The organism is Corynebacterium sp. KPL2838 (assembly GCF_040225455.1).
In the GTDB taxonomy this organism is placed as follows: Bacteria; Actinomycetota; Actinomycetes; order Mycobacteriales; family Mycobacteriaceae; genus Corynebacterium; species Corynebacterium rhinophilum.
Genome location: NZ_JBEHFT010000039.1, coordinates 1 through 17,422 on the forward strand (window position 1 = coordinate 1; position 17,422 = coordinate 17,422).

A 17,422-nucleotide genomic window follows, 5' to 3' on the forward strand; every position below is an offset into this window, starting at 1 on the left:
ATCCTCCCGCCCCCCCGTTGGCAACCCCCCGAGGCATATCGTCGGCAGGTTCTTGGCGCTTTTGGAACTATTTAAGGCCAAGGCGGTTGATGCCCAGCAGGAGGAAGCGCTGGGCCAGCTGGACCTTTCCTGGACCGGCTTGGACGTAGATCCCGCAGTCGTTGCAGCAGCAAATTGGGACTAGTACTAGCACCGCCGTCGCTGGTTGTAATCTAAGGGGCATGGATCTTCCGCTCATTTCGCAATTGCGGTCCCGGCTCGAGTCGATCTTGCTGGTGCTTGATTCGCCGGCATCCGTAGAGTCCTTGGCGCGGGCGCTTAACGTGGAACCGGCGGTCATTAGTGACTGCCTGCGGACCATTCAACGCGAATTCGACAACCGCGGCTCTGGAATTGAGCTGCGCGAGACCCCTGAGGGTTGGCGGTTTTATACCCGCCAGGAAAACGCCAGCGCGGTGGAGGAGTTTTTATTGGATGGGGCGCAAACGAAGCTCTCGCGCGCGGCCTTGGAAACGCTAGCCGTCGTGGCCTATCGCCAACCGGTCACACGCCAGCAGGTCTCTGCGGTGCGCGGTGTCAACGTGGACGGCGTAATGCGCACCCTTAACCTGCGAGGGCTCATCCGCGAGCTCCCGCAAGACGAGTTCGAAGGGGCGTCGCACCGGTATGAAACCACGGAACTTTTCCTCGAACTCTTAGGCATAGATTCGTTAGAACGCCTTCCTGATTTGGCACCGCTCCTCCCAGATGTCGATGCAATCGACGAAGAGTACTGAGGTGGGGTAGACTCACGCAGGTAATTTCATATCTTCGAGAGAAAAGGACACTTAAGTGACTCCTCCCGCTCGCCGTGACGGCACACCGGATAAGAAGCAGCGAGACAGCGATATCGTTGTCTCTAATGCCAAGCCGGCTCGTAATCAACACGTTTCCAAGAAAAAGCAGAAGGCCACTGCAGAATCGGTGGCGCGCGATTTGGGCGCTGACTGGCTGGTCGATGACGATAAGCCCAAGGGCGAGCGCCTGCAGAAGGTCTTGGCCAAGGCGGGCGTCGCATCGCGCCGCCACGCGGAGATCCTCATTGATGCCGGCCGTGTCGAAGTAAATGGCAATGTCATTCTCAAGCAGGGCGTTAAGGTCAATCCCGCCGTGGACGTCATCCGCGTCGACGGTGTTCGCGTTAACGTCAACGAAGACCAAGAATATTTCATCCTCAATAAACCCCGCGGAATGCAGTCAACGATGTCAGATGACCTCGGCCGCCCCTGCGTGGGTGACGTGGTGTCTGAAAAGGTTGCCTCGGGCCAGCGCCTATTCCACGTAGGCCGCTTGGATGCGGATACGGAAGGCCTGCTCATCCTCACCAACGATGGGGAATTGGCGAACCGCCTGATGCACCCCAAGTATGAGGTGAAGAAAACCTACTTGGCCACGGTATTGGGTGAGGCCGATAATAAGCTTGTGCGCCAGCTCAAAGAGGGCATCGAGCTAGAAGATGGCCTGGCAAAGGCCGATTTCGTGCAGGTAGTGGACAAAAACCAGGGGTTCTCTCTGGTCCGAGTAGAGCTGCACGAAGGGCGCAAGCACATCGTGCGCCGCTTGCTGAAGGAAGCCGGCTATCCCGTGCAGCGCTTGGTGCGCACCAAGCTGCACACGGTCCAATTGGGCGATATGAAGCCCGGCGGACTGCGCGCGCTAAATTCCAACGAGTTGACGAGCTTGTACAAGGCGGTGGGAATGTAATGATTTCGAATATGCCTGATGAAGGCCTGATTCTTGCGGTCGATGGCCCCTCCGGAACGGGAAAGTCCACGACATGCCGGGCCCTAGCCAAGCAATTGGATGCAAAATACATCGATACCGGCGCCATGTACCGCGTGGCAACCTTGGCGGTATTGCGCCAAGGCGTGGATCCCTCGGACAAGGAAGCGGTGATTTCCGCGACGGCTAACCTCCCCTTGGAGGTCTCCGATGATCCGGATTCCACGCAGGTGCTTTTCGATGGCGCCGATGTCTCCCGCGTCATCCGGGAAGATGAGGTCACCCAGAACGTTTCCGCAGTATCTGCCATCCCGGAGGTGCGGGAGAACTTGGTGTCATTGCAGCGCACGCTGGCGCAGCGCGCCCACCGCGCCATCGTAGAGGGCCGCGATATCGGCACCGTCGTGCTGGCCGATGCACCAGCGAAGGCCTTTATGACGGCTTCTGCGGAAGTCCGTGCTCAGCGCCGACACGATCAAAACGAAAAGGCCGGCATTGCCTCCGATTTTGAATCTGTACTGGCGGATGTGCAGCGCCGCGATGCCGCGGATTCTTCCCGCGCAACCTCACCGCTTCGCCCAGCCGACGATGCGACTATCGTCGATACCTCTGACATGAGCCCGGAGGACGTCGTGCAGGCTCTTATCAACGTGGTTAAGGAGTCCCGCTGATGAGCAATAAAGATTTTGAGTCCCCAGAGGAAGAAGTCACGCAGTTCCATTACCCTGCGGGTAAGTTCGACGAGGAAACGGTAGAGACCTCGCCGGGGTGGGCTACGGACGATTTCGATGCTGAAGAATTTGATTACGACTTTGATGAGTCAGAGTTCGGCGAGGCCGATTACGGGGATGAGGAAGACCTAGAGCAGCCTCTCAGTGAGGACGAGTGGGAGCAGCTCTCGCAATCGCTCGGATTTGCCGATGCCACCGAAGAAGCCCTGTGCACCGTCGCTATTGTGGGCCGGCCGAATGTGGGCAAGTCATCGTTGGTTAATCGCTTCCTCGGCCGCCGCGAGGCCGTTGTAGAAGATCACCCTGGCGTGACCCGTGACCGCGTCTCCTATGTGGCGGACTGGAATGGACAGCGCTTTATCGTGCAGGATACCGGCGGCTGGGATCCCAACGTCAAAGGCATGCACGCCGATATCGCCCGCCAAGCAGAAATGGCGATGTATACCGCCGATGTCATCGTGATGGTGGTAGACACCAAGGTAGGCATTACGGAAACCGATGAGGTCATGGCGCGCCGCCTGCAAAAATCCCCGGTTCCGGTGATCGTGGTATCGAATAAATTCGATTCCGATAACCAGTATGCGGATATGGCGCAGTTTTACGCCTTGGGCCTCGGGGATCCGTGGCCGGTTTCCGCGCAGCACGGGCGCGGTGGCGCGGACGTGCTGGATGAGATCCTGCGCAGCTTCCCCGAAGAACCGCGCGAGACCTCGATTACGTCGGGACCTCGCCGCGTCGCGCTCGTCGGCAGGCCGAATGTGGGCAAGTCCTCGCTGCTCAATAAGCTCACCAGCGAGGAGCGCTCGGTGGTAGATAATGTCGCCGGCACCACGGTAGACCCCGTGGACTCGCTGGTGCAGCTGGATGAGCAGTTGTGGAAGTTCATTGATACCGCGGGCCTGCGCAAGAAGGTCAAGAACGCGCAGGGTCACGAGTACTATGCTTCCTTGCGCACCCGCGGCGTGATCGATGCTGCCGAGGTATGCATCATGCTTATCGATGCCTCCGAGGAGGTCTCCGAGCAGGACCAGCGCGTGCTCAATATGGTGCTGGAATCCGGCAAGGCCTTGGTCATCGCGTTCAATAAGTGGGACTTGATGGATGAGGACCGCCGCTATTACCTCGATCGTGAGATTGACGAGCAGCTGCGGCACTTGCCGTGGGTGACCCGCGTTAACATTTCTGCTGAGACCGGTCGCGCCTTGCAAAAGCTGGAACCGGCCATGATTGAGGCCCTAGAAAGCTGGGATCAGCGCGTGTCTACTGGTCAGCTCAACAACTGGATGCGTGAGGCGATTGCGGCCAACCCGCCGCCGATGAAGAATAATCGCTTGCCGCGCGTGCTCTTTGCTACGCAGGCATCGACCCAGCCACCGACGATTGTTTTGTTTACCACTGGGTTCCTCGACGCATCCTACCGGCGCTACCTTGAGCGCAAGTTCCGCGAGCGCTTTGGTTTCCACGGCACTCCCATCCGGATCGCCGTGCGCGTGCGCGAACGCCGAGGTAAAAAGCGGAAATAAGAGTTCACTGCGAAAACGAGCGAAGCCTCCACAACCGTGCGGCTTCGCTCGTTTTTTATCTATCTCATTACGCTCGGTGTCATTGGCAGCTAAGCTTGAAAGACATCAGTTCATTGGCTTAGGCCCAGAAAGCAAGAAGGTAAATACGATGTCACAGAAAATCGAGATCTTGCGCGGGCAAAATATCACTCTCAAGGCGTTGAGCGTGGACCATACTCCTGGACTGGCTGAGGCAGTACAGGACGGGGAATTATGGAAGCGGTGGTACACCAAGGTCCCATCACCAAGCGAGATGGAAAAAGCCGTGGAAGAACGCATTTCTTGGTATGACTCCCACGGGGCGCAGCTTTTTACGGTCTTTGATTCAGCCGGCACTACAGTGGGAATGACTGGGTATCAGGCCTTTGATCTGGGTAATAGGCGCTCACAAATCGGATACACCTGGTACAGGCAATCAGCGCAGAATACTGCGGTTAATGCAGACTGCAAACTGGCCCTCATGGGCCATGCATTTGAGCAGCTTGATTGCTTATCCGTGTTCTTCACCACCAACTCCTTTAACCGCGAAAGCCGCCGCGCGTTGGAATCCCTCGGGGCACATCTTGATGGAATCCTTCGCGGCCACCAGATACTAGATAACGGGTTAGTCAGAGATACCTGCGTGTATAGCGTGCTGCGGCATGAGTGGCCCGCAGTGAAAAATCACTTGCACTATAAGATTGACCTGAAGTCTGGGAAGGATAAGGCCTGAGGAATCGACAACTAATAGTGCACAACATCTTTCGGGGTTGGCACGTGAGGTGTAGTTGAGCTTGTCTCGCCAGCAAAGCCGGAGCTCACTGTAGAGGCATCAGGGGGCCTCAAAACTACATAATTTTGCCGGTTAACACGGTATTTTACCACTTAGGAGAGCAAAAGTGTCACCAACAATGGTGTGACACTTCGCTCTCCTTTTCGCTTCGGTGAAAGCATTATGGCGCCGATAGGATAAAACTTGTCAACCATTTACTTTCTGTTTGAAAGGCATGACATGTTAGCGAATGTGATTGCCCCGGATTCTGTCCTGGCTATCGTGCTTCAAGTCATAATCATTTTAAGTGCTTTGCTTTTGGGCACCCGCTATGGCGGGATCGGCCTCGGATTAATTTCTGGCATCGGCTTGATGCTGATGGTCTTCGTATTTGGCTTGGCACCGGGCGAGCCCCCCGTGTCGGTCATGCTCACAATCATTGCCGTTATCGGCTGTGCAGCCACATTGCAACAAGCACAAGGTTTGGAAGTGATGATGCAGCATGCGGAGAAGTTCTTGCGTGCTCATCCAGAGCGCATCACCATTTTGGCACCACTGACTACTTGGTTCCTTACCGTACTGTGCGGCACTGGCCACGTGGTCTACACCATGTTTCCGATCATTGAAGACATCGCGCTCAAAAAGGGAATCCGTCCTGAGCGTCCCATGGCAGTGGCCTCGACCTCGGCGCAGATGGGTATTACCGCTTCACCGGTGTCTGTGGCTACCGTTTCTCTTGCGTCGATCCTTGCGGAAAATGCTGGAGCTATCGACAAGGCTTATTCGATTCCGCAGATTCTTACGGTGGCGCTACCCGCGTCCTTGTGCGGTGTTCTTCTCGCCGCGTTATGGTCGCTGCGTCGCGGCAAGGACCTGGACAAGGATCCGGCTTTCCAAGAACGGATGAAAGACCCAGAGTTTGCCGCCAGCATCAATGAGAGCGCCGATTCGCTCATCGGTAAGGAATTTTCCCGCGAGGCTAAGCGTTCAGTAGTCGTTTTCCTTGTCGCTATTGCCTGCGTGGTCCTCCTCGGCGCTTTTGAGTTCCTGCGCCCACTGGTTCCTGGTGATGATGGCGAGCTGAGCCCGGTATCGATGAATCTAGTGATCCAGATGGTCATGCTCGTCGCCGGCGCCATCATCCTTCTTAGCTGCAAAGTGGATACCAAAAAGATTGCGTCTACTCCAGTATTCAAGGCCGGCATGACCGCTGTATTTTCGGTCTTCGGTGTTGCGTGGATGGCAGATACGTTCTTCCAATCCCATATCGATGCCCTGGAAACGAACTTGGGTTCTGTCGTTGAGGCGGCCCCATGGACGTACGCCGTCGTGTTGGTGGTTGTGTCCAAGTTGGTCAATTCGCAGGCTGCTGCACTGGTAGCAATTGCCCCTATTGGCTTGCAATTGGGCATTGACCCGGCTGTCATTGTTGGTTTCTACGGTGCGGCGTATGGTTACTTCATCTTGCCAACCTATCCTTCTGACTTGGCCTGCATTGGCTTCGATCGCACGGGTACGACGCGAATTGGCAAATACGTCATCAACCACTCGTTCCTCATCCCCGGAGCGATCTCCGTATTTACCTCCTGTGTGGTCGGCTCCCTCTTGGCCCAGGTTCTCCTGTAATCAGTCGCGAGACTTCGCCTCCCGTACCAGCACGAAAGCATCCGTGCGGTACGGGATGTGCAGTTTTTGGCCGGCGGAAAAGCCCATGTGCTCGTAGAGGTACCAGTTCAGGTTGTGGGTCATGCGCTCGTGGATGGCCTCGTTATTTCTGAGCCAGTATGAGCGGGTATGCATGAGCTGGTGGAGCTGTTCTGGGGTGAGTTCGTGGGTCCAGCTTAGACGGACCTCGCGGTCTAAGGTCCAGGGTGCTTTGTATTCGGGATAGAACCCGGGTTTATGCACGTCGCCAGAGTGCATGATGCGGCTGAGACGGAGGATCCATGGGTCTGCGTGTACGTCGAGGGTATTCCACACTAAAAGGACGCGCCCGCCCGGCGCGAGGATGCGGTCCAGCTCGGCGGAGGCGGCGGCAACGTCGACCCAGTGCCAGGTTTGGGCGAGGCAGGCGGCGTTGAGGGAGGCATCGGCAAGCGCGGTGTGCTCGGCCGTGGCACGGATAATGGGAATACCCAGGCGGTGTTGGAGCACGCGGGCCATATCTGGAGATGGCTCGACCGCAAACACGTTGGGATTGGTGAGGGACTCGGTAAGTTTGCCGGTGCCGGCGCCGATATCGGCAACGCGGTGGGCTCCGGCGATGAGCTCAGCAACCTCGGCCGGGTAATGGGGGCGGACATCCTGATAGGTGTGCGCACCGTGGTGAAAGGCGCGCGCTGCCTGGGTGCGCTGGGGATCGGTGCTGAAGGTAGGCTTCTGCTTCGCAGAGGGATTGCGGTAGCTGGGGAAGTGTTGGGGGTTGGGGTGGCGAGTCGACATAGGCTATCTAACCTACCGGGAATTAGAATGGCTTGTTATGGCAACACTTCCAGAACCATCAGATCCGCGGTGGTTGCTGAAAACCGTCTTCTCTAGGCCTGGGATGACCATCCCCGCCGCTGTGTGCATGGCTATCTCCTTCGTGCTCAACGGCACCACACCGGTCATCGTGGGCTATGCCATCGATGAAGCGGTGGTGGAAGGATCGATCGAGCGACTGTGGTGGTGGCTTGCACTCCTGGTCCTGGCCTTCGTGGTTAATGCCGTCACCGGGTGGTATGGCCGTGGGCTCAATGCGCGCAGCATGCTCGTTATCGGCCACGACGTGCGCATGGCCATTACGGATCGGATTATGGATCCCAAGGGGATGGGCGGTCCGAAACGCACGCCAGGCGAGTTATTGGCTATTGCCTCTACCGATGCAACCCGCGTACAAAATGCCGTGATGATGACGGTTTTTCCGGTGGCAGAGATTACGTCCATCATTTATGTTGCGGTGATGACCAGTCGGGTGAATCTCCCGCTAGGAGTGGCCATTTTATGCGGCGGTCCCCTTGTGGTGTGGGGATCGCTGCGCTCTGCTGGTCCATTGCGCAAGCGTTCTGGCATCCGGCAAGCGGCATTGGGCCGCGCCAGTGCGACGGCGACGGATATTGTCCATGGTCTGCGCATTATTAAGGGGATCGGTGCGATAGGTACCGTGCGTAAGCGTTATGCGGGTGATTCTGATGCCGCCTACGAGCGAACCGTTGAAGCCAATGCGGCGCAGGCAGGATTGAATGCTTCTACGGAGGTGCTGGGCTCGATCTATGTCATCGCCGTCGCCGTTGCCGCCGGCTACCTAGCGCTGGACGGGCAGATGAGCACCGGTGAGCTCATTATGATCATTGGCCTTACCCAATTCATCATTACCCCGATGACCATGCTGGGCAGAAATATCGCTTCCCGGTGGGCCGCGGCGCAGGCGAGCGCGCAGCGAATAGTAGGCCTGCTGGGAGCTCTAGGGTTGCCCGGAGACGCTGCACCGAATATTCCTGCGCTGCAGTCAGGAGTCACTGCCATCGATGGGCATGCTCCGGAGGAATTGCGGGAGCTGCCCCGGGAGAAATTCATCGTCGTGCCGCACGAGGTCATGCTGTTTGACGGGACCGTGCAAGACAATATTCATCCGGATGCGGATACGGCCGCACGGGCCCTAGAGGTGGCTGCGGGCGCGGATATTCCCGGTGGGCTTGACCGAGCCGTGGGTGAGCGCGGAAACAACCTGTCCGGCGGCCAGCAGCAACGAGTCGCCCTTGCCCGCGCTATTGCCGCGGATCCAGAGGTGCTGATCCTTTCTGATCCCACCACGGCGGTCGATTCCGTGACCGAGCAAGAGGTAGCCCACCGCGTTGCGGACTATCGGAAGGATAAAACCACCATCGTCTATACGTCGGCGCCCGCCTGGCATGCAGTGGGGGTGGAGTCCTAATGCGTTTTCCCACCGCTACCTGGCCACAGGTAAGAAAGGTTGTGGCGCAGCAGCTCTCGGCCATCCCGCACGCGCGTCGGCGCGCCGTTATTGCCGTGGTGTTCTTGATCGCCGGGGCAGCGGCCAATGTCAGCATTGCGATTCTGCTCGGCAAAATTGTCGATGCCGTGACGACAGGCACCAGCATTGCCCTCCTCGGAGTCCTGCTCATCGGGGTCGCGGCTGTATCTGCCGCACTCTCGGCAGCGGGTTTCTATGTCCTTTCTCAGCTGACCGAGCGCGTTATTGCGTCCCTGCGCGAGGATATGGTCTCTACGGCACTCGGCCTTCCCACGCACCGCGTCGAGGATGCCGGAACCGGGGACTTGGTATCGCGTTCTACCGATGACGTGGCGGAGCTTTCCGCTGCGGTCACGGAGACGGTCCCCGTGTTGGCGAAATCCATTTTTGCCATTGCCTCGACGGGAGTGGCACTGCTTACGGTGGACTGGCAATACCTCTTGGTGATTGTTGCCGTGACCCCGCTGTATTTCTTAGCCGGCCGGTATTACTTGCAGCGTGCCCCAAGCAGGTATGCCGCTGAGCGCGCCGCTATGGCGGACCGCGCCCGCCGGCTTTTGGAGGCAATCCACGGCAGGGACACGGTGCGCGCGTTCCGCATGGAACATACGATGCACGATCGGATCGGCGCGGCTTCAACGCGCGTGGTGGAAGAGGGATATAACGCGCGCCGGACGATGATGGTGCTCCAGGCTCACCTCACCGGAATTGAACTGGTCTTATTGGCCAGCGGTTTGGCAGTGAGCTTTTGGGTGGTGCAGGCTAATGCGCTTACTGTTGGGGCGGTCACCGCGGCGATGTTGCTGCTTATACGACTGCGCGGGCCACTGATGGGGCTGATGCGCGTGCTAGATACGGTGCAATCTGGGTATGCCTCGTTGGCGCGCATCGTTGGCGTGGTTATCGATCCACCCGCGCCGGTACCGGATAGCGGTGCACCGAGGGGCGATGGCAGCGTGGACATGCGGGATATTTCCTTCCGCTATGGCGATAACTCTTGGGCCGTTGAGGGACTCAACCTAAAGATTAAGCCGGGCGAAACGGTTGCCCTCGTCGGGGCGTCTGGGGCGGGGAAGTCCACAGTGGCAGCGTTGCTCGCGGGCTTGCGCGTCCCGGATAAGGGCACAGTGCTTGTCGATGGCGTCGAGGTTGCGCTGCTTTCCGATGCCGAGCGTATCCAGCGCCTCGCCCTTGTCTCCCAGGAGGTGCACGTCTTTTCTGGGAGCCTGCGCGAGGATCTTGCGCTGGCGGCGCCACAGGCCACCGATGCGGAAATGGTGCAGGCGCTGCGCCAAGTGCAGGCTGACTGGTTCTTCGATCTGGAGGCAGGCCTCGATACCATCGTGGGCGCGCAAGGCATGCCGCTAGACCCCGTGGCAGCGCAGCAATTGGCGCTTGCCCGAATCGTGCTGCTGGATCCGCGCATCATCATCTTGGATGAAGCCACGGCAGAAGCAGGCTCGGTGGGCGCTGAATCCTTAGAGGACGCCGCAGAGACTGTGATGGAGGGGCGGACCGCCTTGGTGGTCGCTCACCGACTGGATCAGGCCTCGCGTGCCGATGCCATCGTGGTCATGGATAATGGCCGGGTAGTAGAACAGGGTAGCCATGCAGAGCTGCTAAATTATGGGGGCCGTTATAAACAGTTATGGGCCGCTTGGCAGAAGGGACGAAAATCATGAGGCGGAGGCCGGTGCGCGCTACGTTGAGCACCGCAGTCTTGTGCTGCGTGGCGGCTTTGGTCGTGTCATGCGCAAATAATGAGGAAGAATCGGACTCGGAGGTACGCAGCGAAAGCACGCAATCGCACGGTTCGGCTGCCTCGCAGCTCGGGATTCCTACCTCTGCGCCGCTCAGTGGCCCAGAACCCGGTTCCTATACGACGATTAACCTGCCGTCTGGTCGCTCATTTATTCTCAGCGTGCCGGAAAATTATACGGCCCAAAAAGAGTGGCCTGTCGTGATGGCTTTTCACGGGTGGGGGCAGTCCGCGGAAAACTTGCGCGACTATTCCCGCCTCGATGCGGCACAAGCTATTACCGTATTTCCTGCAGGAAAGGAAAAAGCGTGGAGCCCCGCGCCATATGCGGAAACCAGCGGGAGCGAGGACAAGAAATTCGTGCTCGATATCCTCGATTCCCTCCGCGCGACCTATAACGTGGATGATTCACGGCTTTTTGCCACCGGCATGTCCAACGGCGGCGGTTTTGCTGCCTACCTGGCTTGTCAGATGCCCGGCACCTTCCACTCGGTCGCCACCATTTCCGCAGCATATTACGAAGATATCCTGAAAGACTGTGCCCATGAACCCGTAGGGCGCCTCGATATGCACGGCACCGATGACCCCGTCGTGGGCTATTACGGCGGAACCCGGCACAAGACCAAGTATTTCTCCGTTGAATCTGTCTTAGAGCAGGACCGCAAGCGCAATAAATGCTCGGAGAAGGTAGACACCAACCGCTTGGTCAATAATGCCCTCGACATGCATTGGCGGGGCTGCACCGCACCGCTAGAGCATATCCGCATCGGTGGCGGCTCCCACGTGTGGCCGGGTGGTCTTGGAGACAAAAATAATGAAGTAGGAAAGTTCTTCGCCACTGACCGCGTCTTGGACTTCTTCGGCATTCCCGGCAGGCCCGACGGCACTCGCGAAACCTAGATCGCGCGGTAGGCCCGGAAAGAGGACCCAGGCACGGATCGCACGCGCTCGACGCAAATATCCGTGACGCTGAGAAAGCCTGCCCGGTGCGCTGCACTGTCCGGGGCAGTGGGCTCTGGAATTTGCACTAGGTGAAAGCTGCGCTCGCCCTTATCCTCTCGGTTGAGTTCGATGACCGCCTGCGCCGTGGTGCCTGATCCCCCGAAAAAATCGAGCACCCGGGCATCGGCGCCGCCGCCAATGGCGATGAGATGCTTGATAAGGCGCACTGGCTTGGGGAAATCAAAGATTCCCTCCACGCCCATGACGTCCTCTGCGTCGCGGCGTCCGGTGCGCGTTACGCCAAACCTTTGCCCATCGAGGATGGATCGCGGCCGTGCCCCTGTTTTTTGATAGTTCTTGGTGTAGACGAATCCGCGCCGAAAGACCAGCTCATCGTAGCGCTTTTCCACCATATCTTTGCCCCAGCGCCAGCGCGCTACTTGGCTCTGGCCAGCCGGTTGGTCCGGCCAGTGTTGCGTGCCATCGGGAGAGGAAATGGGAAAATCGAGCGATGGCAGATAGCCCAGAGTCTTAGAATCTAAGCGCACCAAGGAATATTTGCCGCGTTCATCCTCATGGTTATATTTGGTGCTCGTATAGCCCTCAGCATCTACATTGAATCCGGGGTTATCGGGGTTCTTGGCATAGCAGAGGATGTATTCGTGTTCTACCACCGCATACTTGGAATCGTTTTTCCCGGTGCCAGCCTTTTTCCAAATGAGTTGCCCGGCATAGCAGCCCTCGCCAAAAACCTCGTCTAAAACCTTGCGGGTATTAGCAGCCTCGTCCTCTCCGATGGAGATGAATATAAAGCCGTTCTCCGCCAGAATTCGGCGCGCCAGGATGAGCCGCGGCAACATCATGGACAGCCACTCGGCGTGCCATTGGGCATAGCTGCCGGAATTTACCTCTCGCCGCGCGCGGTAATTATCGCGATAGACAAAGTCCCGGCCGGTGTTATACGGCGGGTCGATGTAGATGACATCGAAGGTCTCGCCCGTGGAAACCCAGTGCTGTAGAACCGGCAAGTTATCGGCCGCGTGGATGCTATTGGGTGAGGTGGTAGAGCTGCTTAACGCAGTATCGAGCTCAAACTCGGCGGCTAGGGGAGTCTCCGCCGCAGCGCGCGCGGCTTGCTTGCCAGGCCATACCAACCCAAAGAATTCCGCGGCGTTGCAGTCTGCACCAGGGCTGGTGTGCGTCATTTGTTGCCTTTTCCGTGCGAGCTGGTCATTGGTCTCATTAACGCTATCACTTTAGAACTTCTGACAACCTTTGGTGGCGAAGTCTCGGCAGCGTCGTTATCGTGGGCAGTGTTGCCGCGCACGGCAATGGTTAGATGAAGTAAACAACGAAAGGATTAGCAATGGGTATCTTTGACAAGGCAAAGGAAGCACTGAACTCCGAAAAGGGCCAGGAAGTTACCAACGAAGGTTTGGACAAGGCCGAGGACTTTGCCAAGGACAAGCTGGGCGAGGACAAGGCAGACCAGGTGGACAAGGCCCGCGACGTCATTGATGACAAGCTCGGCACCAATAACGACGGTGACGACGAGAACAAGTAGTTCTCGCCCTAATTTCTAATTAAATAACGCTTAAGCCCCGTTCCAGACAGGAGCGGGGCTTAAGCTTATGTCTATGGCCGATTTTTCTGGAAAACGCGGTCCAATTGGGCTGGAGAAAAATGTGTTCTTTAAATCCAGCCCTGAGTTTGGGCTTTCGTCGCAGCCTCGTAGCGATTATTTGCATCGGTTTTTGTCATGATACTGGAGACGACGTTGCGTACACTGCCTGGACTAAGATGCACTTTGCGCGCCAGTTCTGAGGAAGTCACCCCAGATAATAAAAGCCGCGCGATTTCTCGTTCCCGGGGTGTGAGCGGGTTGTCCGGGGTAAAAAGACTCTCTCGTGCCAGGGCAGGATCGATAACCCGGAGCCCAGCCTTCACCCGGCGAATTGCCTCCGCCAGTTGTTCTGGGGGAGTGTCTTTGACTATGAACCCAGCGATGTTGGCATCTATAGCACGTTTTACATAGCCGCCGCGGCCGAAAGTAGTAACGATGAGGCATTTGCATGGACTGCCGGAGAGCTCTTCAGCTACGTCTAGACCACTTTTTCCAGGCATTTCAATATCGAGTAGAGCTACCTCCACATTGTGCTTGGCAACGAGCCCCGCAACCTCGTTGCCCGTTGCGCATTGAGCAACTATCTCGATACCTGGTTCGGTAGCTAGGAGAGCGACAAGGGCACCGCGAACCAATGATTGATCCTCTGCGATAAGGATACGGATGGGTGGAGATGTATCAGCCATCGGAACCAATTTCACTGTCCAAGGGTAGTAATTCGGTATCACCGTTCATAGTAATCAGCGCTACGGTGCGGTCGTCCTTCCTCATAGTAATCAACTTTCCGCCGCTGTCCTCCATTCGCTTGTACAGCCCGAGTAGCCCGCCACTTTGGTACTGCTTTTCCGGATCGAAGCCGCAACCATCATCTATGACTTGGAGCTTATTTTGGGTTATGCTAACCCAGCAGTGCTGTGCTCCTGAGTGGCGAATAACGTTAGTAGTGAGCTCACGTAATGCCCAGGAAAAGGCGGCGTCATAAAGTCCTACGGCTTGGACGTTGGCAGGAAGATGCGCTTGAATCCCTGTAGTATCGAACGCTCGTCGTGCTGCCTGAACTTCTCCTTCGAAGGTCGGCATGCGCATCCGGGTAACTGTGGAGCGGACTTCTGCCAAACTCTTACGGGAAAGGTCACTTATTTCTTGAAGCTCGTTTCGAGCTCGAGTTGGATCTACGTCTACTAGCCGCTGTGCCAACTCAGATTTTAAATTGATGACGGTAAGCGAGTGACCGAGCAAATCGTGAACGTCGGTGGCAATGTCTTCACGTTGGCGAGCCAGATCGAGTTGATGCTCTAAATCCGTGCGCGAGTCTTCTCTTTGAGACATTGTGCCTAGCAACACCAGCAAAATTGGCCAGCCGAATATCACAATGAATGTCCCTAAGAGGTCCTGCGAATCGACGCTCCACAAGGCACCTGTGACTACGAGTCCGGTAAGAAGTACCCATAATAATGCCCGGCGCAGTGGTAATTGAAACCCGAGGACTGCAGCTAGATAGGGCACAAATGTGGTGGCATAAACTCCAAAGAAGGGTATGGAGATAAGTGCTATGAGCGCTAAGGCAGACCACCGAGCGGCCAAGCGATAACGTAAGTTCCAGCCCCGCGGGTAGTAAGTCACCGAACCAAAGCTGAAGAAATATAGGGCGCTGAAAGCGATAACACAGGCAGTGGAACCTAGGCGCTGCGTAGCGTCCACACCAGGCTGAGCGAAATTGAGAATTAAGCCAAAGAGCAGAAATATAAGCCAAACGCTGGCAAACACCGCATTATTTGTAGCGAATCCCTTGAAGGGCGAGTGGAATGAATCCATTACATTCGTGATTTGTCGCGGTGGAGCAGCATTGCGCAGGCTCCGACGAAAATTGCGGTCCATACGGCGAAGTTTAGTCCCGCGCTCCACAAGGAATGGTTAACCGTGCCATCGGCATCATTTAGCAGTTGCATCCCTTCTGCCAATGGCCATTGAGCCAACACGACTGAGCCAAAAAGGGGTGTAAAGCGGCCAAACGCCATAAGTGAGGAAGATAGGGGGATAAAGACATTGGCGGCGAACAGCAGGAGGACAATAGAGGAAGAAGCAATGGCCACGGAGTTATCCGTCGGTAAAGCAAGTGCCCATATCATCCCATATAAGCCAAAGGGAATTGAGACAATCGCGCAAGCAAGAAAGGACAGAACCCATTGGTGGGGCTCCATGTCAGCTTTAGTTAATGCACCAGTGAGAAACACTGCTGCAATGGGTAGCAGAGCTTGCAATGCTATGGAGGTGATATTCGCCCAGAAGATCTGGTGAGGCCGCAGCGGAGTAAGCGCTAGTTGGCGTCTCCAACCGGATCGAGCATCAGTGACTGAAGCAGCAGCGGCTCCCACCGCACCGGCGACGCCGCCGTACAGGGCCATGCTGATCATTTGGAGAGCTGCAAAGTTACCGTTGTGAATGGGAAGGTTGCCAAAGTCCATTAGTGTGCCAAAAAGTAAATAGAAAAATACCGGCAAAATGGTGGTGAAAAATAGCGGGGCGAGGTTGCGGCGCAGCCGGAGGAAATTGTACCCAGCAAAACGCATTGTGTTACTAAACCCAGGCGCGGTGGAATTATTAGACATGGTTGGAATCTTTCGTTTGGGGGCTGGCGGGAGGAGAAATGGGTTAGCTGTGCTCATCGGTAAGCGCAAGGAAAGTATTTTCCAGACTATGAGCGCTAATGGTGAGGTCATAAGCGCCTGTATGGTTAAGAAGATGGCGGGCCAGTGAATCTGAATCTGAGGTAGTCATTTGAATGTGATCTCCAGTGCGGGTGGCTTCGGTAACGCCTGGTAGCGCACTGACTGGAGGAATACTGCCGTCAAATTGGGCCGTAATTCTTCGGACCTCGCCGCGGCTACGTATGTCAATTACCTTGTCATCGGCCACAACTTCCCCTTTGTGCACAAGCACTATCCTTTCAGCAAAATCGTCTGCTTCTTCGAGATAGTGTGTCGCGAAGAAGATGGTGCGCCCGAGCTCAGCCTGGTGCTGCATGGACGCCCAAAAATCCCGGCGAGCGCCTGGATCCATACCGGCAGTCGGCTCGTCAAGGATGAGGATCTGCGGGTCACCTAATAGCGCAAGCGCGAAACGAAGACGTTGTTGCTCGCCGCCGGAGCACTTGCCCACTCGTCGAGACAATATTGGTTCTAAGTTGGTGTGATGTGCGACCTCGCCAATGTCTAGGGGCTGGGCAAAGGTAGCGGAAATCATCTTTAAGGTATCGCTTACGGTGAGCTCGGGGAGAAGACCTCCGGATTGGAGCACCGCTGCTAGCTGTGTGTTGTTGATCGCTTCCTGGGGGCTTTTGCCTTGGACTGTAATAGCGCCGGAAGAAGGTTCGGTAAGGCCCAAGATAAGGTCAATGAGTGTGGACTTTCCAGCGCCGTTGGAACCTAACAACGCTACGATTTCTCCGGTGGCGATGGAGACTGATACGTCATTCAGTGCTCGCACTGAATGCGAGGAGTTCGCTGCGAAGACTTTTTCTACGTCGCGTACCTCAATCGCTGTTGAGGAACCTGAGTTAGGGATACGTGTAGTTTTCATGTCTTGCACTTAACTACGTTTGCGCTTTTAATAACAGGGGTCGTGTCACGAAGTTTCCATGACAATTGTCATCGGTGGATACGTTAAGCTGATTATGTGATTACTACTCTCGCATCCGCAATCGTCTTATTTATCGTCACCAATATCGACGATATCGTTGTTCTCTCGCTGTTCTTTGCCCGTGGCGCGGGCAGGAAGGGCACGACCAAAGCCATTCTTTTGGGGCAATATCTGGGATTTTTAGGGATCCTCGCGGTCTCTGTAGCACTTGGCCTGGGACTTAGCGCTATTCTTCCGGAAGACTGGATACGCTTTTTCGGGCTTATTCCCTTGGCCATTGGCCTCTGGGCAGCCTGGGAGGCCTTTCGCGGGGAAGAGGACGATGACGTTTCCGGAAAGAAGCTCAGCGTCGCTGCGGTAGCCGGGGTCACCTTTGCCAATGGCGGCGATAATATCGGAGTGTACCTGCCGGTATTTACCACGTCTTCGCCCTCAGACATCGCGGTGTACTGCATCGTATTCCTCGTTTTGGTCGCCGGCCTTGTAGCGGTAGCGAAGTTCGTGGCCACACGGCCAGCCGTAGCAGAAGCGCTAGAGAAGTGGGAGAGCGTGTTATTTCCCACGGTGCTTATCCTATTAGGCCTTGCCATCCTTTTGGGTTAAACGACAAAACGTGTTGTTTTTCGGCGTGTCGAGTTAAACGACATTTTGTGTTGGTGGGGGTAGGGGTTTAGGGGTTT

The 17,422-nt window shown here is 56.5% G+C and carries 18 protein-coding genes; 12 read left to right on the forward strand and 6 right to left on the reverse strand.

All coding sequences use genetic code 11. The annotated features are described in order from the left end of the window. From ABRP98_RS10205 to ABRP98_RS10235, 7 genes are all read left to right on the forward strand, one after another. Positions 1 to 184 (forward strand): segregation/condensation protein A (locus tag ABRP98_RS10205; RefSeq protein ID WP_349859084.1); only part of this gene is annotated, 184 nt, incomplete at its 5' end. A gap of 37 nt (positions 185 to 221) precedes the next feature. After that, the gene (gene scpB / locus ABRP98_RS10210; RefSeq protein WP_284782881.1) at positions 222 to 776 is read left to right on the forward strand and encodes an SMC-Scp complex subunit ScpB; all 555 of its coding nucleotides are present in this window, start codon (positions 222 to 224) and stop codon (positions 774 to 776) included. Positions 777 to 831: 55 nt separating this feature from the next. Then, entirely contained in the window at positions 832 to 1,743 is a 912-nt protein-coding gene (locus ABRP98_RS10215; protein ID WP_005279286.1) for a pseudouridine synthase, read from the forward strand. Continuing rightward, on the forward strand, positions 1,743 to 2,432 hold the full coding sequence (cmk, locus tag ABRP98_RS10220) for a (d)CMP kinase (RefSeq protein WP_349859086.1): 690 nt from the start codon (positions 1,743 to 1,745) through the stop codon (positions 2,430 to 2,432). The genes ABRP98_RS10215 and cmk overlap by 1 nt, the downstream gene beginning before the upstream one ends. Next, positions 2,432 to 4,015, forward strand: a complete 1,584-nt coding sequence (gene der, locus ABRP98_RS10225) for a ribosome biogenesis GTPase Der (RefSeq protein ID WP_349859088.1) — start codon at positions 2,432 to 2,434, stop codon at positions 4,013 to 4,015. Before cmk ends, der begins: the two co-directional genes overlap by 1 nt. An 82-nt stretch (positions 4,016 to 4,097) precedes the next feature. Beyond that, on the forward strand, positions 4,098 to 4,766 hold the full coding sequence (locus ABRP98_RS10230; protein ID WP_349859090.1) for a GNAT family N-acetyltransferase: 669 nt from the start codon (positions 4,098 to 4,100) through the stop codon (positions 4,764 to 4,766). A 279-nt stretch (positions 4,767 to 5,045) separates the two neighbouring features. Next, positions 5,046 to 6,431 (forward strand): anaerobic C4-dicarboxylate transporter, encoded by a 1,386-nt coding sequence (locus ABRP98_RS10235; protein WP_284641759.1) that lies wholly within the window; start codon positions 5,046 to 5,048, stop codon positions 6,429 to 6,431. Here the strand turns inward: ABRP98_RS10235 and ABRP98_RS10240 are convergent, their stop codons facing one another. After that, on the reverse strand, positions 6,432 to 7,247 hold the full coding sequence (locus ABRP98_RS10240; RefSeq protein ID WP_349859092.1) for a class I SAM-dependent methyltransferase: 816 nt from the start codon (positions 7,245 to 7,247) through the stop codon (positions 6,432 to 6,434). Positions 7,248 to 7,284: 37 nt separating this feature from the next. Here ABRP98_RS10240 and ABRP98_RS10245 point away from each other — a divergent pair, with 37 nt between their 5' ends. The 3 genes from ABRP98_RS10245 to ABRP98_RS10255 are packed head-to-tail and all read left to right on the forward strand — an operon-like array spanning position 7,285 to position 11,437. Then, entirely contained in the window at positions 7,285 to 8,718 is a 1,434-nt protein-coding gene (locus ABRP98_RS10245; protein WP_349859093.1) for an ABC transporter transmembrane domain-containing protein, read from the forward strand. Beyond that, a complete protein-coding gene (locus ABRP98_RS10250; protein ID WP_349859095.1) occupies positions 8,718 to 10,460 on the forward strand; it encodes an ABC transporter ATP-binding protein in 1,743 nt (580 codons plus the stop codon). The genes ABRP98_RS10245 and ABRP98_RS10250 overlap by 1 nt, the downstream gene beginning before the upstream one ends. Beyond that, positions 10,457 to 11,437 (forward strand): CE1 family esterase, encoded by a 981-nt coding sequence (locus tag ABRP98_RS10255; protein ID WP_349859097.1) that lies wholly within the window; start codon positions 10,457 to 10,459, stop codon positions 11,435 to 11,437. Before ABRP98_RS10250 ends, ABRP98_RS10255 begins: the two co-directional genes overlap by 4 nt. On the opposite strand, the gene ABRP98_RS10260 is transcribed toward ABRP98_RS10255, so the two are convergent. After that, complete coding sequence (locus ABRP98_RS10260) at positions 11,434 to 12,684, reverse strand: site-specific DNA-methyltransferase (RefSeq protein ID WP_349859099.1); 1,251 nt, start codon at positions 12,682 to 12,684, stop codon at positions 11,434 to 11,436. The genes ABRP98_RS10255 and ABRP98_RS10260 overlap by 4 nt on opposite strands. Before the next feature lie 161 nt (positions 12,685 to 12,845). Here ABRP98_RS10260 and ABRP98_RS10265 point away from each other — a divergent pair, with 161 nt between their 5' ends. Then, positions 12,846 to 13,043 (forward strand): antitoxin, encoded by a 198-nt coding sequence (locus ABRP98_RS10265; protein WP_023022261.1) that lies wholly within the window; start codon positions 12,846 to 12,848, stop codon positions 13,041 to 13,043. Between the two features lie 128 nt (positions 13,044 to 13,171). Here the strand turns inward: ABRP98_RS10265 and ABRP98_RS10270 are convergent, their stop codons facing one another. The 4 genes from ABRP98_RS10270 to ABRP98_RS10285 all read right to left on the reverse strand — a co-directional run bounded on the left by ABRP98_RS10270 (position 13,172) and on the right by ABRP98_RS10285 (position 16,682). Beyond that, positions 13,172 to 13,789 carry a response regulator gene (locus ABRP98_RS10270; RefSeq protein WP_349859101.1) on the reverse strand — a complete coding sequence of 206 codons (618 nt, stop codon included), beginning with the start codon at positions 13,787 to 13,789 and terminating at the stop codon, positions 13,172 to 13,174. Beyond that, the gene (locus ABRP98_RS10275) at positions 13,782 to 14,918 is read right to left on the reverse strand and encodes a sensor histidine kinase (RefSeq protein ID WP_349859104.1); all 1,137 of its coding nucleotides are present in this window, start codon (positions 14,916 to 14,918) and stop codon (positions 13,782 to 13,784) included. Before ABRP98_RS10275 ends, ABRP98_RS10270 begins: the two co-directional genes overlap by 8 nt. Next, entirely contained in the window at positions 14,918 to 15,673 is a 756-nt protein-coding gene (locus tag ABRP98_RS10280) for an ABC transporter permease (protein WP_349859106.1), read from the reverse strand. Before ABRP98_RS10280 ends, ABRP98_RS10275 begins: the two co-directional genes overlap by 1 nt. A gap of 82 nt (positions 15,674 to 15,755) precedes the next feature. After that, complete coding sequence (locus tag ABRP98_RS10285; RefSeq protein ID WP_349859102.1) at positions 15,756 to 16,682, reverse strand: ABC transporter ATP-binding protein; 927 nt, start codon at positions 16,680 to 16,682, stop codon at positions 15,756 to 15,758. Positions 16,683 to 16,778: 96 nt separating this feature from the next. Here ABRP98_RS10285 and ABRP98_RS10290 point away from each other — a divergent pair, with 96 nt between their 5' ends. Beyond that, positions 16,779 to 17,345, forward strand: coding sequence for a cadmium resistance transporter (locus ABRP98_RS10290; protein ID WP_349859103.1), 567 nt, complete (start codon positions 16,779 to 16,781; stop codon positions 17,343 to 17,345). Positions 17,346 to 17,422: the final 77 nt, after the last annotated feature.